Annotated in this window: 14 protein-coding genes and 1 riboswitch; of the genes, 10 read left to right on the top strand and 4 right to left on the bottom strand. The window is 73.0% G+C overall.

Features of this window, described 5'->3' with window-relative positions:
• Positions 1-51: 51 nt before the first annotated feature.
• The 3 genes from ppdK to INTCA_RS16800 all read right to left on the bottom strand — a co-directional run bounded on the left by ppdK (position 52) and on the right by INTCA_RS16800 (position 3,737).
• A complete protein-coding gene (ppdK, locus tag INTCA_RS16810) occupies positions 52-2,796 on the bottom strand; it encodes a pyruvate, phosphate dikinase (protein ID WP_013494125.1) in 2,745 nt (914 codons plus the stop codon).
• A gap of 155 nt (positions 2,797-2,951) precedes the next feature.
• Positions 2,952-3,161, bottom strand: coding sequence for a DUF1918 domain-containing protein (locus INTCA_RS16805; RefSeq protein WP_013494124.1), 210 nt, complete (start codon positions 3,159-3,161; stop codon positions 2,952-2,954).
• Between the two features lie 147 nt (positions 3,162-3,308).
• Positions 3,309-3,737 (bottom strand): DUF4235 domain-containing protein, encoded by a 429-nt coding sequence (locus tag INTCA_RS16800; protein ID WP_013494123.1) that lies wholly within the window; start codon positions 3,735-3,737, stop codon positions 3,309-3,311.
• Positions 3,738-3,798: 61 nt separating this feature from the next.
• A riboswitch (TPP riboswitch) is annotated at positions 3,799-3,915 on the top strand.
• Positions 3,916-4,036: 121 nt separating this feature from the next.
• Here INTCA_RS16800 and INTCA_RS16795 point away from each other — a divergent pair.
• From INTCA_RS16795 to INTCA_RS16755, 10 genes are all read left to right on the top strand, one after another.
• Complete coding sequence (locus tag INTCA_RS16795; protein ID WP_013494122.1) at positions 4,037-4,672, top strand: ECF transporter S component; 636 nt, start codon at positions 4,037-4,039, stop codon at positions 4,670-4,672.
• A gap of 15 nt (positions 4,673-4,687) precedes the next feature.
• On the top strand, positions 4,688-7,033 hold the full coding sequence (locus tag INTCA_RS16790) for an ATP-binding cassette domain-containing protein (RefSeq protein ID WP_013494121.1): 2,346 nt from the start codon (positions 4,688-4,690) through the stop codon (positions 7,031-7,033).
• A 27-nt stretch (positions 7,034-7,060) separates the two neighbouring features.
• The gene (locus INTCA_RS16785; RefSeq protein ID WP_013494120.1) at positions 7,061-7,540 is read left to right on the top strand and encodes a hypothetical protein; all 480 of its coding nucleotides are present in this window, start codon (positions 7,061-7,063) and stop codon (positions 7,538-7,540) included.
• Positions 7,537-8,139, top strand: coding sequence for a histidine phosphatase family protein (locus tag INTCA_RS16780; protein WP_244859848.1), 603 nt, complete (start codon positions 7,537-7,539; stop codon positions 8,137-8,139). The genes INTCA_RS16785 and INTCA_RS16780 overlap by 4 nt, the downstream gene beginning before the upstream one ends.
• On the top strand, positions 8,132-10,267 hold the full coding sequence (gene mptB / locus INTCA_RS16775; protein ID WP_013494118.1) for a polyprenol phosphomannose-dependent alpha 1,6 mannosyltransferase MptB: 2,136 nt from the start codon (positions 8,132-8,134) through the stop codon (positions 10,265-10,267). The genes INTCA_RS16780 and mptB overlap by 8 nt, the downstream gene beginning before the upstream one ends.
• Before the next feature lie 110 nt (positions 10,268-10,377).
• Positions 10,378-11,592 carry a pyridoxal phosphate-dependent aminotransferase gene (locus INTCA_RS16770; protein WP_013494117.1) on the top strand — a complete coding sequence of 405 codons (1,215 nt, stop codon included), beginning with the start codon at positions 10,378-10,380 and terminating at the stop codon, positions 11,590-11,592.
• Positions 11,593-12,054: 462 nt separating this feature from the next.
• Entirely contained in the window at positions 12,055-12,225 is a 171-nt protein-coding gene (locus INTCA_RS19910) for a hypothetical protein (RefSeq protein ID WP_013494116.1), read from the top strand.
• Positions 12,226-12,283: 58 nt separating this feature from the next.
• Positions 12,284-13,297: an LLM class flavin-dependent oxidoreductase gene (locus INTCA_RS16765; protein ID WP_013494115.1), complete on the top strand. Its 1,014-nt coding sequence runs from the start codon at positions 12,284-12,286 to the stop codon at positions 13,295-13,297.
• 79 nt (positions 13,298-13,376) lie between these two features.
• On the top strand, positions 13,377-13,796 hold the full coding sequence (locus INTCA_RS16760; RefSeq protein ID WP_013494114.1) for an OsmC family protein: 420 nt from the start codon (positions 13,377-13,379) through the stop codon (positions 13,794-13,796).
• Positions 13,797-13,956: 160 nt separating this feature from the next.
• On the top strand, positions 13,957-14,475 hold the full coding sequence (locus tag INTCA_RS16755; RefSeq protein ID WP_013494113.1) for a hypothetical protein: 519 nt from the start codon (positions 13,957-13,959) through the stop codon (positions 14,473-14,475).
• A 95-nt stretch (positions 14,476-14,570) separates the two neighbouring features.
• Here the strand turns inward: INTCA_RS16755 and INTCA_RS16750 are convergent, their stop codons facing one another.
• Positions 14,571-15,407 (bottom strand): thioesterase family protein, encoded by an 837-nt coding sequence (locus tag INTCA_RS16750; protein ID WP_013494112.1) that lies wholly within the window; start codon positions 15,405-15,407, stop codon positions 14,571-14,573.
• Between the last annotated feature and the right edge of the window lie 14 nt (positions 15,408-15,421).

Raw genomic sequence — 15,421 nt, 5'->3', positions numbered from 1 at the left:
CTGGGCCGGATTGCAGCGCAAGCCAGCCCAGCGGCATACGGTCGGGTCAGCTCACCTCGTGTCGGAGGTGGGGAGCGCGCCGGCTGACCTGAGGACGGCCTGCCGGCCGGCCTCGAGCCGCGCCACGGGCACCCGCGGGGGCGAGCAGGACAGGTAGTCGATGCCCGCCTTCGCGAAGAACCCGATGGACGTCGGGTCGCCCGCGTGCTCGCCGCAGACCCCGAGCTCGAGGCCGCTGCGGGTCGCCCGGCCCTTCTCCACGGCCAACCGGACGAGCGCTCCCACGCCCACCTCGTCGAGCGTCTGGAACGGGTCGGCCGAGATGATGCCCTGCTCGCGGTAGGCCGCGAGGAAGCTCGCTTCGGCGTCGTCCCGCGAGATGCCCCACGTCGTCTGCGTGAGGTCGTTGGTGCCGAACGAGAAGAAGTCGGCGTGGGCGGCGAGGGCATCCGCCGTGAGCGCGGCCCGGGGCAGCTCGATCATGACTCCGATCGGGATGTCCAGGGTCCTGCCGTGCCGGGCCCCGACCTCGGCGATGACGGTCTCCACGCGTCCGCGCGCAGCCTCGAGCTCGGCCACCTCCGCGACGAGCGGGAGCATCAGCTCGGGGCGGACGTTGCGGCCCTCCTCGAGGAGCCGCGACACCGCCTCTGCGAGAGCCCGCACCTGGACCTGAGCCACCTCCGGGTGCACGAGGAGCAGCCGGACACCACGGAGCCCGAGCATCGGGTTCGCCTCGTGCAGACGGCGGACGGCGGCGAGGCGCTGCTCCGCCGCGGGGTCCTCCGGCTCACCCTTCGCCGCCGCGACCGCAGCCGAGACGGAGAGGTCGACGAGGTCGGGGAGGAACTCGTGCAGCGGCGGGTCGAGCAGCCGCACGACGACCGGCAGCCCCTCCATCACGGTCAGGAGCGTCGTGAACTCGTCGAGCGCGAGCGCCTCGATCTCGGCGAGGGCGCCCGCTGCGTCGTCGTCCGTGACGACGCGTTCGACGAGCTGGCGGCGTGGCCCCATGAGCATGTGCTCAGTGCGGCACAGGCCGATCCCCTCGGCGCCGTAGCGACGGGCCGTGCGGGCTTCCTCCGGGGTCTCGGCGTTGGCCCGGACGCCCATGGTGCGACGCTTGTCGGCCTGCTCGAGGAGACGGAGCACGCCGCGAGCGGTGGGGTCCTCGGGCCGGCCGACGGGACCTCCGGCCGAGGTCTCCTGGATCGCCGTCGCGACGACGCTCGCCTGGATCTCCCGGCTGCCCTCGAAGAGCTCGCCGGTGCTGCCGTCGACCGACACGACGGTGCCCTCGGTCAGCACCCGGCTGCCGTGGAAGGTCGCGGTTCGGGCGGCCGGGTCGACGACCATCTTCTCGATGCCCGTGACGCACGTCTTCCCCAGTCCCCGGGCCACGACCGCCGCGTGCGAGGTGAGACCACCGCGCGAGGTGATGACCGCCTTGGCGGCGAGCATCCCGCCGAAGTCGTCCGGGCTCGTCTCGGGGCGGGCCAGCACCACGCTCCGGCCGAGACCGGCCCACTCCATCGCGGTGGCCGCGTCGAAGACGAGCTGCCCCACGGCCGCTCCGGGGCTGGCGGCGAGGCCGCCGGCGAGTGGTGCGGCCGCGGCCGCCTGGAAGGACGGGTGCAGCAGCGTCGTCAGCTGGTGGCCGTTGACCCGGGTCAGGGCCTCGTCGAGGTCGATGACGCCTTCGTCGGCCAGCTCGACGGCGATCCGGAAGGCAGCGGCCGGGCTGCGCTTGCCCAGTCGGGTCTGGAGGATCCACAGCCGCCCCCGCTCGACGGTGAACTCGACATCACACAGGTCGCGGTAGTGGGTCTCGAGCGACCTGAGGTGCCGGGAGAGCTCGGCGTGGATCTCCGGGTCGCGTCGGTGCAGCTCGGAGAGGTCCATCGGGCTGCGCACCCCGCTGACGACGTCCTCGCCCTGAGCGTCGGGCAGATAGTCCCCGAAGGCGCCCGGGGCCCCGGTCACGGGGTCGCGGGTGAAGCAGACGCCGCTGCCCGAGCGATCACCCCGGTTGCCGAAGACCATCTGGACGACGTTGACGGCCGTACCGAGGTCATCGGGAATGCCCTCGTGGGCCCGGTAGAGGCGGGCGCGCTCGCCGTTCCACGAGCGGAAGACGGCGCGGACCGCCTCGCGCAGCTGGGTCCCGGCGTCCTGCGGCAGCTCCTGGCCCGTCTCCGCGACGATGAGCGCCCGGAAGTCGGTGGCGAGCTGCTGCAGGTGGGCATCGTCCAGCTCGGCGTCCGTGCCGACCCCCGCATGGGCCCGCGCCCGGGTCAGCAGGTCGTCGAACCGCGAGCCCTCGACGCCGAGGACGGTCCGGCCGTACATCTGGGCGAGGCGTCGGTAGCTGTCCCACGCGAAGTGCGACTCACCCCGCTCGGCCAGGGCCGCGACGACCGCGTCGTTCAGACCGATGTCGAGGACCGTCTCCATCATCCCCGGCATGGAGAACTTCGCTCCGGACCGGACCGAGACGAGCAGGGGCCGGGCCGGGTCGCCGAGGACCAGGCCGGAACGCTCCTCGAGGTCGGCGAGGGCCGCGTCGACCTGGTCCCACAGGCCCTCCGGGTCACCGCCGGCAGCGAGGTAGGCGCGACAGGCCTCCGTCGTCACGATGAAACCTGGCGGCACGGGCAGCCCGAGGCGGGTCATCTCGGCCAACCCCGCGCCCTTGCCACCGAGCAGGTCGGCCATCGTGCGGTCGCCCTCGTGGAACTCGATGACGAGGGGACGGTGGGCGGTAGCGAATGACGTGCTGATCTCCGTAGCGGTCATGGCGGTCTCCAGCCGTGCACGGCGGGCCCTGCCTCAAGGCGCAGGCTGACGAGGGGTCCCGCCTACCAGCATCCTGTGTCGCCGACCCCGTGCCGGGAGTAGGGACTTTGGTCCCGGGCCTTGCTCACCCCGCGCGGGGCGGGTGCCAGTGGGGCTCAGCTGCCCTGGCTGCTCGTCTCCTCGTGCTCGCACTTGAGGACAGAGCCGGGGCCGGGGTGGATCAGCCCCGAGTGTCCGTCCGACCACTCGACGAGGTAGGGGGGCGCCCCGTTCTCGCCGTGCACCTCGCGGATCGTGCCCTCGCGGACCCGTTCGCCGACGTGCTCCGCGGCCATGGTGATCCGGTCTCCGACGACTGCCTTCATGGGTGTGGTCCTCCTCGGACGGTCCGGGTGCGTGCCACTCCTAGCACACCACCCCGGGGGCCCCGGCCGGAAGGGGTGACGCGAGGATCACGCCGGTCCGGCGCCTGGGCCGGGTTCGGGACCCTCGCGGGAGCCAGTGCACCGCAGTCAGGAGGTGAGCTTCTGAGCGCCCTTCTCGGCCTTGGCCGTGGCCTTCTCGAGCTTCTTGTGCGCCTTCCTCTCCTTGCGGGTCAGCTTCGTGTGCTCGAGCGCCTTCGGCAGGTGACCGGTCGACTGCCGGTAGTACTCGGCCGCCTTGCGCTCGGCCGCCACCTTGGTGCCGGCCATGATCATGCCCGAGAGTGCCGTGAACGCGATGACGTCCCGCGTCCGCTCCTTCTCGTAGTCACCGCGCACCGGGACCGGCTTGCCGGTCGCGAGCTTCCACCCCTTGGAGGCGACCGTCGTGGCGAGCCTCGTCGCGACGACCGTCGAGGTGACGGTGATCGCTTTCCAGACCAGCCCGCCGAGTGGCGAGTGCTGGTCCTCTCCGGGCGTGGTCGCGTCGTCGTTCGCCGATCTGGTCGCCTTGGCCATGGTGTGACTGTACCCATGTCGGCGGGAGTAGAGTCGGGCTGAAAACTGAACAGCACCACCCTCTTTACGACAGGGGAGCGCCCCAGCGCTGAGAGTGCGGCCCGCGACACGCGTGCAGCCGCAGACCCTCGAACCTGCTCCGGTTAGCACCGGCGAAGGGAGTCGGTAATTCTCAGGACACCCGCGTGCTCCGTCTTCTCGTGACTCGTCGCTCCGGCGCCGGCCACGGACGACGTGGGCCGGTGGGTGTCCTCCCCGAGGTATCCACCTTCTCGAGGAAACCACGGGAGTCACACATCATGACCACATCGCAACGGGTCAGGCCCACTGAGATCCGCGCGTCCGGAGCGCTTCCGCGCTGGCGGACCATCGACCTGCTCACCTGCGCCTTCCTCGGCGTCGCGTTCGGCGTCGCCTACTGGGCCTGGGGACTCGCCTACGAGACCCCGTCCAACCTCATCTCCGCGGGGTTCCCCCCGCTGTCGGCTCTGCTCAACTGGCCCTGGCTGGTCGCCGGCATCGTCGGCATGCTCGTCATCCGTCGGCCCGGCGCTGCCGTCTTCACCGAGCTGCTCGCCGCGGTCGTCTCGGCCCTCATCGGGACCCAGTGGGGGCTGACCACGCTCATCTCCGGGTTCGTCCAGGGCCTCGGCGTCGAGCTCGGCTTCGCGGCGTTCGCCTACGCGACGTACCGCTGGGCGCCCCTGCTGCTCGGTGGGTTCCTCGGCGGCGCGTTCGAGGCGGTCTACGAGTGGTACTCGTGGTACCAGGAGTGGGACTTCGGCTACAAGGTCGCCTACCTGTTCCTCTTCGGCGCGTCGGTGGCCGTCTTCGGCTCCCTCCTGTCCGTGTGGCTGACCCGGTTCCTGGCCTACGTGGGTGCACTCAACGCCTTCCCACCCGGTCAGGAGGTCCGGGAGCGAAACGCGGTCTGACGCGTCGGCACGGCCATGACGACCACGGAACGCCGGGGCGGAGCAGCCTCAGCCGCGACGCCCTCGGGGGCAGCCCGCGGGGGGACTCGCGCGCCCGCCGGAGCCGGCGTCCGTGTCGAGGACCTCACCTGGCGTCCCTACGGCCGGAGCCGCCCGGTCCTGTCGGGCCTGGACCTGACGATCGAGCCCGGCGAGCGGGTGCTGCTCGCCGGGCCGAGCGGTTCGGGCAAGTCGACCTTGCTGCGAGCGGTGGCCGGACTGCTCCTGACCGCGGACTCGGGTGACCTCTCGGGGTCCGTGACCATCGACGGGCAGGCGCCGCAGGACCGCCCCGGTTCGGTCGGCCTGGTGCTCCAGGACCCGGGGTCCGGAGTGGTGGCCTCGACGATCGGCCGGGATGTCGCGTTCGGCCTCGAGAACGTCGAGCTGCCTCGGGGCGAGATGCCACCGCGGGTTGCTGCGACGCTGGCGGAGGTCGGGCTGACCATGGCGGCGGACAGCCCGCCGGCCGCGCTGAGCGGTGGTGAGTCGCAGCGTCTTGCGCTCGCCGGTGCGCTGGCGATGGAGCCCAGCGTGCTGTTGCTCGACGAGCCCACGGCGATGCTCGACGCGGCGACGGCAGGCTCCGTGCGAGGGCTCGTCGACGTCGTGACTCGCGAGCGGGGGCTGACCCTCGTGGTCGTCGAGCACCGGCTGACCGGGTGGGTCGACCTCGTCGACCGGCTCGTCGTGCTCGATGCCGAGGGGGCTGTCCTGGCCGATGGCCCGCCGGTGGCGGTCCTGCACGAGCACGCGGGCCGGCTCGTCGCCGAGGGCATCTGGGTGCCGGGCTGGCCGGAGCCGGAGCCGCTCGAGATCGCCCTGACGCCGTGGCCGAGCGGTGCGGCCGCCGCGGGGCTGGTTCGGCGGGACGACGTCGTCGTCGCGGCCCGCGACGTGACCGTCGAGCACCGCACCCGTCGCCTCGGAGCCGAGAGCCGGACCACGACGGCGGTGAGCGACGTCGACCTTGAGGTGCGCGCGGGCCGCGTCCTCTCGCTGGTCGGGCCGAGCGGGTCGGGCAAGACCTCGCTCATGGGCGCCTTGGGTGGGCTCAGCGCCCCGACCTCGGGCCGCGTCGACGTCGCCTCGGCGCTGACCCCCGCGAACGGGCCGCCCCCGCCCCACGACTGGGCCTCGACCGACCTGGCCAAGGTCGTCGCCTGGGTTCCACAGCGGTCCGCCTCTGCCCTCCTCGGGCGCACGGTGCGGGACGACGTCCTCACCACGCCGAGGGCGCTCGGACAGGATGCCGCAGTCAGTGGACGCAGGGCGGACGAGGTCCTGGCGGCCCTCGGGCTGGACCGCCTTGGCGCGGTCGACCCGCGGCACCTCTCCGGCGGGGAGCAGCGCCGGCTCGCCGTCGCCGCGGCGATCCTGCACGGACCGGCGCTCCTCCTCGCCGACGAGCCGACCGTCGGGCAGGACCGCCTGACCTGGGCGGCCGTCATGGGGATCCTCGAGGCGTCCCGCGACGAAGGGGCCGCCCTCGTCCTCACGACGCACGACGAGGGCGCCATCGGGCGGGCGGACGAGACCCTCCACCTCAGTACGCCTCCACCGAGGCCGCCCCCGGAGACGCCGGAGCGTCGTCCTCTCGTGGCCCGGGTCGGGCCGTTGGCCCTCCTGGCCGTCGGGCTCAGCGTCCTCCCGTTGCCCGCGCTGCTGGAGACGTGGCGACAGGGGCTGGCGGTGCTCGGGGTCGAGGTGCTCCTCGGGCTCATCGGCCTGGTCGCCCCCGGCCCGGGCCGTCGGCCGTCGGGGCGGGTCCGCGGGGTGCTGACGCGCCTCGCCCCAGCCGCCCTCGCCGTCCTGGGGGTGGCGTGGTCGGCGTGGCTCCTCGGGGGCCGCGACGTCGAGGTCGCCTCGGGCGCCGGTCTGCGGGTGCTGTGCCTGGTCGTGCCCTCGGCCTTCGTGGTCGGCTACCTCGACCCGGAGCGCCTGGGTGACCATCTCGCCCAACGTCTGCGGCTGCCGCCCAGACCCGTCGTCGCGGCCACCGCAGCCCTCCAACGGGTCCAGTCGTTCGACGCGCTGTGGGACGAGCTGATGAAGACCCGTCGCGTGCGCGGTGTCCGGGCCGACCGTGGTCTCGTCGCCCGGCTGCGTGAGGCGGTCGTCGTCACCGGCGGCCTGCTCATCGGGGCCCTCGGGCAGGCCGCGACCCTCGCGCTCGCCATGGACGCGCGCGGGTTCGCCGAGGCGCGTCGTCGGACCTGGGCCGCCGAGGCGACGTGGCGGGTCGCTGACACCGTGGCCATCATCGCCGGAGTGGCCGTCGTGGCCGCCGGTTTCGCCGCCCGGCTCCTCCTCCCGGCCTGAGCCCGGCGCACAGGGCACAATGGCCCCGTGCGCAGACCGTTGACGTATGCCGCTGGGCTCGCTCTCGCGGTCACCTCGCTCCTCGGGGTGGCGGCGTGTGGCCAACCGGAGCCCGCACCCACGGAGGAGGGCACCGTCAGCGTCCCGATCCAGCCGACCCTCACCCCGTACGAGACGCAGACCGCCTCGGCGGACCCCTCGGAGGCCGTCCCCGGTGGCGCGTTCGACCTCGAGGCGATGCTGGAGACCGACTCGTGCGACCAGTCCGGTGGGGTCTGGAGCTTCGCGGGCACCTTCGCGAACACGACGGACGAGGCGCTCGACATCCGGGTGGCCATCTCCCTCGTCTCCACCGCCGACCTCAACGTCCTCACCGTCCACGAGGTGGACCTGACCGTCCCGCCCCACGAGACGCTGCCCGTCGAGGCGCCGGACTTCTACGCGGACCAGGACGTCGACCCGGCCGCCGTCCAGTGCCTGACGGGCGTCGCCGACAAGGGCGAGTGACCGTGCGACTCTTCCTCGTCCGCCACGGTGAGACGCACGCCAACGTGGCCCGCCAGCTCGACACGGCCGTCCCGGGCCTCCACCTCACCGAGGCCGGGCGCGAGCAGGCCCGGGAGCTGGCCGCGAAGCTCGCCGCCGAGGACCTCGGGGCGATCTATGTCTCGGACCTGCTGCGCGCGCAGCAGACGGCCGAGCCCCTCGCGGCCGCGCTCGGCGTCGACGCCGTCGTGCTGCCGGGACTGCGCGAGATCCAGGCCGGCGACTACGAGATGTCGACCGAGTGGGGCCCGTTCATCGATGCGGTGAAGCGCTGGCGCGACGACCCGGAGCATGCGATCCCGGGCGGTGACTCGGGCATCGGCTTCATGTCCCGCTACGAGGCGGCGATCCGGCGCATCGCCGGCGACGGTCACGCGTCTGCCGTCGCGGTGAGCCACGGGGCGGCGATGCGGGTCTGGGTGGCCGCCGCCACGGGGCTCGACCCGGGCTTCTTCGACTCCCGACGGCTGGACAACACGCTCGTCGTGACCATGGAGGGCGACCCCGACGCGGGGTGGCGCCTTCTCGCCTGGGGAGACGAACCCATCACCCATGAGTGACGAGCCGGGGGCCGCCGGGTCGCGCGCCGCGGCTGGGTGGCGCTACGCCGGCCTCGCGGCTGCGGTCGCCCTGGCACTCTCGTCCTGGGGGTCCGGCTCGAGACCGATCCTCCACACCCGCATCCTCTGGCCCGGACTGGCCCCGAGCGCGGAGTCAGGCGGCTCCCCGTTGGCCGCGACGGCGTCGGTCCTGGCGATGGGTGCGCTCGTCCTCGCCTGGTGGCGACTGAGGGCCGCGGCTGTCGGCGAACGCTGGTGGTGGGTCACGGCGGCCCTGTGGTTCGCGCCGCTCGTCGCGTCCGCGCCCCTGTACAGCAGGGACCTCTACTCCTACGCCGCGCAGGGCGCGCTGTGGGCCGAGGGCCTCAGCCCGTACGAGCACGGCGTCAGCGACCTGACCTCACCCTGGCGGGAGTCGACCGCTCCCACGTGGCTCGAGTCCCCGTCGCCGTACGGACCGGTGTGGCTGCTCGTCGCCCGGATCGCCGCCACCGTGGCGGGGGACCACCTCTGGGTGGCGCTCCTGCTGCTGCGGCTCGTCGCGGTCGCGGCGGTCGTGGTCCTCGCGTGGGCGGTCTCCGACGTGGCCCGCCGCGTCGGCGCGCCCGGCCGGCAGGCCGCCTGGCTCGCGATCGCCACCCCGCTCGTCGGAGCGCACTTCATCAGCGGCGCCCACAACGACGCGCTCATGGTGGCTGCCGTCGTCGCCGGCTTCTCCCTCGCGCTGCGCGGGCGTCTCGTCCCCGCCGTCCTGCTCGTCTCGGTGGGGGCCCTGGTGAAGGTGACCGCCGTGGTGGCGCTGCCGTTCGTCGCTCTCCTGTGGGCCCGTCGGCTCGCCGGGACGCGGCTGGGGGCGCAGGAGGGAGCGGCCGAGTGGACGGGCGCTCTTCGGCGTCGGGAGGCCGCCGCAGGCCTCGCGCTCACCCTCGTGACCGCCGCGCTGTCCATGGCGCTGGTCAGCCGGGCCGCGGGGCTGGGTGCCGCCTGGCTCAACCCCGGGACCACGCCGGGCCGCAACGAGCAGTGGACCTCACTGCCCACGGCCGTCGGCATGGCGGTCGGCGCCGTGGGTCACGTGCTCGGGCGCCCCGAGTGGCGCGAGTCGGGCATCTCGGTCGCGCGGGGGGCCGGTCTCGTCGTGCTCGCCCTCGTCCTCGTCCTCATCTGGCTGGCTGCGGCCAAGCCCTTGGCCCCCCGCCGGGACCGCCCTGAGGAGGCCCCACGGGGGTGGGAGGGGCGCATCGTCCGGGCGGCCGGCTGGGCCTTCCTCGCCCTCATCGTCCTCGCGCCCGCCTTCCTCGGCTGGTACTTCCTCTGGGCCCTGCCGCTCCTCGCCGCCACGGATCGCGAGGGCGACGGCAGCCCCGCCGCCCGGCGATGGCTCCCCGTCGTCGCCACGGTGCTCTGCTTCGCCCAGCTGCCCGACGGCTACAGCCTCGGTCTGACGACCACCGCCGTCGGCGTGCCCATCGCCGTCGCGGCCCTCGTCCTGCTGCTGCGGTCGGGGCTGCGGTGGGCGCGCCGCGCCGACTGGGGCGGCCTCGTCTCGCTCGATCGCCCTCTCGTCCACGCCCCCGCCGGGGATGATGGGCAGATGGCTCGCCGGACCTGGCCCGCCGAAGGCGGCTGGTCGCTCGAGCCGGAGCCGGGCCCCGTCCCGACCCCGGCCGAGCCCGCCGCGCTCGTCCCGGTCGGGCGCCGCCCGCACGGGATCCTCCTCGCCTCCGCTGCCGCGGTGGCCCTGGTCCTCGGCTTCGCCGCCTGGGCGCTGACCGCTCGAGTCCACGCCGACGACCTCTCAGCCTACGAGGGTTTGCGGGCTCACGCCCGGGAGCTGGGTCGTGAGCTCCGCCCGCTCGGGACCAGCACGAGGCAACCGTGCGGGGTCACGGACGAGGGCTGGGCCGAGCTGACCTGGGGGCGGATCAGCGGCCCGTCGGTCGACGAGATCGAGACCTACCTGCGCGCCGTGGGCTGGCGACGGGTCGCCACCGCAGCCGGCGTCGAGCTCCGCCTCACCGAAGGGGGCCGCGAGCTGACGGCGGTCGCGAGCCCGCCGAGCGGGGAGGTCGGTGTCCGCCTGACGCTCACGAGCGAGGCGAGCTCGCTGGCCTGCCTGCTGCAGTGAGGCACCCGGCGAGCCCAGCGGCATACGCCCAGCTCGTCCCGGCCACGACGGAGGGCCACATGACGAGAATCACGAGGACCCTCCCAGCCCCACCTGACACCCTGTAGCGCATGCGCCTCGTCTCCCAGTCCAAGAAGCTCGCGTCCGTCTGCTACGAGATCCGCGGACCGGTGCTCGCCGAGGCCAAACGGCTCGAGGACGAGGGGCACCGGATCCTCAAGCTCAACATCGGCAACCCGGCGCCGTTCGGCTTCGAGGCGCCGGACGACATCCTCGTCGACGTGATCCGCGCGCTGCCGACCGCACAGGGTTACAGCGACAGCAAGGGCATCGTCAGCGCGCGACGCGCCATCAAGCAGCACTACGAGGTCCGCGACTTCCCCCGTCTCGACATCGAGGACATCTACCTGGGAAACGGCGTCAGCGAGCTCATCGTCATGGCGATGCAGGGCCTGCTCAACAACGGCGACGAGGTCCTCATCCCGGCGCCGGACTACCCGCTGTGGACGGCCGCCGCGTCCCTGGCCGGCGGGACCCCGGTGCACTACCTCTGCGACGAGCAGGCGGGCTGGGCGCCCGACCTCGACGACATCGCGAGCAAGATCACCGACCGGACCAAGGCGATCGTCGTCATCAACCCGAACAACCCCACGGGCGCCGTCTACCCGGTCGACGTCCTCGAGGGCATCGCCGAGCTGGCCCGCCGGCACCAGCTGATCATCATGGCCGACGAGATCTACGACAAGATCCTCTACGACGACGCGAAGCACACGTCGATCGCCGCCCTCGCCCCGGACCTGTTCTGCCTCACCTTCAACGGCCTCTCCAAGGCGTACCGCGTGGCCGGGTTCCGTTCCGGGTGGCTGGCCCTCACCGGCCCGAAGGAGCACGCCCGCAGCTACATCGAGGGCCTCGAGGTCCTCGCGAACATGCGTCTGTGCGCCAACGTGCCGGCCCAGCACGCCATCCAGGTCGCCCTGGGCGGCTACCAGTCGATCACCGAGCTGATCCTGCCGGGCGGTCGACTCCTCGAGCAGCGCGACCGGGCCTGGGAGATGCTCAACCAGATCCCGGGGGTCTCGTGCACCAAGCCGGAGGGTGCGCTCTACCTCTTCCCGCGCCTCGACCCCAAGGTCCACCAGATCCGGGACGACGAGCGGTTCGCCTTCGACCTGCTCAGCGAGGAGAAGCTCCTCGTCGTCCACGGGACCGGGTTCAACTGGCCCTCGCACGACCACTTCCGGCTCGTCTTCCTGCCGCGGGTGGAGGAGCTGGAGGACGCGATGGAGCGGATCGAGCGCTTCCTGTCGACCTACAGCCAGTAGGCCGTATGCCGCTGGGCCGGCTTCCCGGGTCCCGCCGGGTCAGGCGCGGGGCGAGCTCCCCGACCCGCAACACACCCGCTCACCGCGCGCACAGCCCTGCCGCAGCCGGGGGCTCCAGGCGATAAGCGGGTGTGTTGCGGTCAGGTGCGGCGTCGCGCCGTCGGGGATGATCGGCTGCAGACACCCGTTCAGCCCAGTGATGGAGAGGCAGATGACTCAAGAATCGCGCCTGCGGGGGCGGGCCCGCGCTGCTGCGATGGCCGTGGGCCTTGCCCTCGGTGCGCTCAGCCTCGCCGGCTGCACCGAGGAGATGCCGGGCCTGACCGACCTACCGCCGGACGTCGCAGCGGCCCGCCCGACGATCAGTGGCGAGGAGGCCCGGTTCGTGCTCCTCGCGCGGGAGCGCGGCGCCCTCGTCACCGGCACGACCGTCGCCGACGACATCGAGACGGCGACGACGGCGTGCCGGCGCTGCAGAACGGCGCGACGCTGCGCGAGATCGCCGTCGACGCAGCCGGCCGTCCGCTCGGCAACGAGGGGGACCAGCTGCGGACCAAGCAGCTGCTGGCCGCCGCGGTCGAGTCGCTGTGCCCCGACTACGAGGACCAGGTGGCCGACCTGAAGCTGCCGTGACGTCTCAGCGCGCGGCAGTCGTGGAAGAAACCGACCCCCGCGCGAGGTTGGCACCACCGTGACCAGTCCGCGCGCCCAGCTCAACGTCCTCGACCTCGTCCCGATCGCGGAAGGCGGGTCGGCCGCGGAGGCCATCGCCCAGACGGTCGACCTCGCCCGACACGCGGAGCGGTGGGGCTACGGCCGGTACTGGATGGCCGAGCACCACAACTTCCGGGGCGTCGCGTCCTCGTCCACCGCGGTCCTCATCGGGCACGTGGCGGCCCACACCTCGACGATCCGAGTGGGCGCGGGCGGCATCATGCTGCCCAACCACGCCCCCTACGTCGTCGCCGAGCAGTTCGGCACCCTCGCCACGATGTACCCGGGCCGGATCGACCTGGGTCTGGGGCGGGCACCGGGGACCGACCCGGCCACGGCGCGGGCCCTGCGGCGCAACGAGGTGGCCGCGATGAACTTCGCCGCGGAGGTCGAGGAGGTCCAGGGCTACCTCGGCGACCCCGAGCCGGGGGCCTCGGTCCGGGCGATCCCCGGCGAGGGCACCCACGTGCCGCTCTGGATCCTCGGCTCGAGCCACGGGGGCGCGCAGGTCGCCGCGGCCCTCGGGCTGCCCTACTCGTTCGCGTCGCACTTTGCGCCGGCGGCCCTGATGAGCGCCCTCGACGTCTACCGGCGCGGCTTCCAGGCCTCCCCGCTGCCCGGTGGCCTCGATGCGCCGCGGACCATGGCCGGCGCCAACGTCATGGTCGCCGACACGCAGGCCGAGGCCGAGCGCCTCTTCACCTCCGTCCTCGAACGGTTCCGGGGCATCGTCACGAACCAGCGCAGCGGGCTGCGGCCCCCGGCCGGGTCGTCGCCGGTGCAGCTGCTCGCCTCCTGGTCGCCCGCAGAGCGGTCCGCCGTGGCGGAGATGACACGGGTGTCCTTCGTCGGCACCCCTGCCGACGTGCGTGGGCAGCTGGCGGACTTCACCCGCGCGACCGGCGTCGACGAGGTCATCGTCACGTGCGGCGCGTTCGACCCCGAGGCCCGGAAGCGCTCCCTCGAGCTGCTCGCCGACGCCTGGCAGTGACCCCGCACTGACCCGCACCTACCCGCACCTACCCGCACCTACCCGCACCTACCCGCCACCGATCTGAGAGGCTGAACCCATGACCGACCAGGACCAGCGCCGCGTGACGCTCACGCGGGACTCCATGGGCCGCTACACGGTGCGCAACGACCGTGGCGGCTCCGTCACCACGAGCTCCGGGACGGACGAGCTGTCCCCCGTCGAGCTGCTCCTCGCCGGGATCGCCGGGTGCACCGCGGTCGACGTCGACACGGTGACGAGTCGGCGCGCCGAGCCGGAGAGCTTCGAGATCGAGGTCACGGCCGACAAGGTCAAGGACGAGCACGGCAACCACCTCAAGGACATCGAGGTGACGTTCCGGGTCCGGTTCCCGGACGACGAGGGCGGCGAGGCGGCGCGCACGATCCTGCCGAGCCTGGTGCGCCGCTCGCACGAGGAGTTCTGCACCGTCAGCCGCACCATCATGCTCGGCGCCGAGGTCACCTCACGGCTCGAGTGACCACCCCACGGCGCGCTTCCTCCGTGATCATCGCCACGTCGTGCCGCCCGAGCCCATCTCGATGTCTCACCAGCTGGACACCCACGCTAGGCTCCACGAGGCGTCCGGGCGGGCGCTGAACGAATCGGCTTCGACGTGAGGACAATTGATGGGCGGCCGCATGACCAGGGGGGCCGCTCGCGCGAGTCTGGCCCTCGTGCTCCTCGGGCTGACCGGCTGCTCGGCCGGTGACGCGGGGGCGGTTCAGAACCGGTCACCGGAGCAGGTGGCGACCGACTTCGTGCCGCTCGCCGAGGCGGTCGTTGCCGCGACGGCCACCGACGGCTGGACCTTCGAGGACAGCCGCCCCTGGTCGACGGGCGCCATCGGCGGGCTCCGTGGCCAGGTCTGCACCGGGCTGCCCGGCAAGCACACCCTCCAGCTGCTGCTCCTCGGCAAGCCGGTCGAGGACGCGAAGGCTGCGGTCGCGGGGATGAGAGAGCACCTCGAGGGGCACGGCTTCACCATCTCCGGCCAGTTCACCCCCGAGTCCGGTGAGGGCGAGTTCACCGTCTCGGGACAGCGGGCGGACGGCGCCGCCGTCGACTACCGGGCCAGCACGTCCGGCCAGACGCTCGACCTCGAGAGCGAGTGCTCGGCGGCGATCGAGCTCAACGCGAACGTCCCCGTCCCCCAGTGATCTCCGCCTGACGCGGCCGGCCACCCCCCTGACGAGAGAGCCGTATGCCGCTCAGCTCAGCGGCATACGGCCGGGTCCCTCAGGGCGTGGCTGGGTCAGGGCTGCGTCATCGGGCGGACGGTGAGGATCTGCTCAGCGCGTCCCACCGGCCCGAGCTCGTCGTGGAGCGTCGTCGAGGTCAGGCCCATCCCCGTCGTCCCCATCGTCACCGTGGTGTCGAAACCGACCCACCCGCGCACGGGCTCGCGGAAGAGGTGGATGGTCAGGTCGACGTTGGGGAACATCCACTCCTGCGGCGAGACGCGCACCGCAATGCCGTTGGCCGTGTCGACGAGGCGGATCAGGTCAGCGGTCGGCGAGCACGTCTCGGCGTCCACGAGGGCGTGCGACGTGCGGATCCACGTCCGGGTCCGTCCCGGGCGGCGGGCCGGATCGGCGCGGAACTCGACCCCGCGGATGTAGCCGCCCGGCCAGAGGTCGGTGCCGTCCCACTCGGGGAAGTCATCCGGACCGGGCATCGGCTCGAACTCGACACCGGCAACCGGAGAGGAGTCGTGGGCGGCCAGGCGCCAGGCGTGCGCGCGGACGACGTCCCGACCGTCCACGGACAGGACGGCCTCGACGAGCTCGATGCTCCGGCCGGGGCGGGTGGTGCGGACCGCGACCCGGCTCGGTCGTGCCGGGATCATCCCGAGGATGTCGAAGCTGACGCGGGCGAGCTGCATGCCGTCGCGAGGCTCGTGCCGGTCGATCGCGTGGATGAGCAGGCCGCCGACGGGCGCCATGTGCTGCTCGTCGTCGCGCCAGGCGCCCTGGACGTGGATCGTCGGCGCGAAGAGGTCCTGGTCGAGGCGTCGGTAGAAGGCCGGGACGTCGGACCGCAGCGAGAAGGCCGAGTCGGACGAGGGGTCGAGGGAGTCCTGCGTGCTCACGCCGCCACCCTACG

This window comes from Intrasporangium calvum DSM 43043 (assembly GCF_000184685.1).
GTDB lineage: Bacteria > Actinomycetota > Actinomycetes > Actinomycetales > Dermatophilaceae > Intrasporangium > Intrasporangium calvum.
The sequence above is the reverse complement of the archived record's forward strand: the minus strand, read 5'-3'. Positions and strand labels throughout refer to the sequence as shown.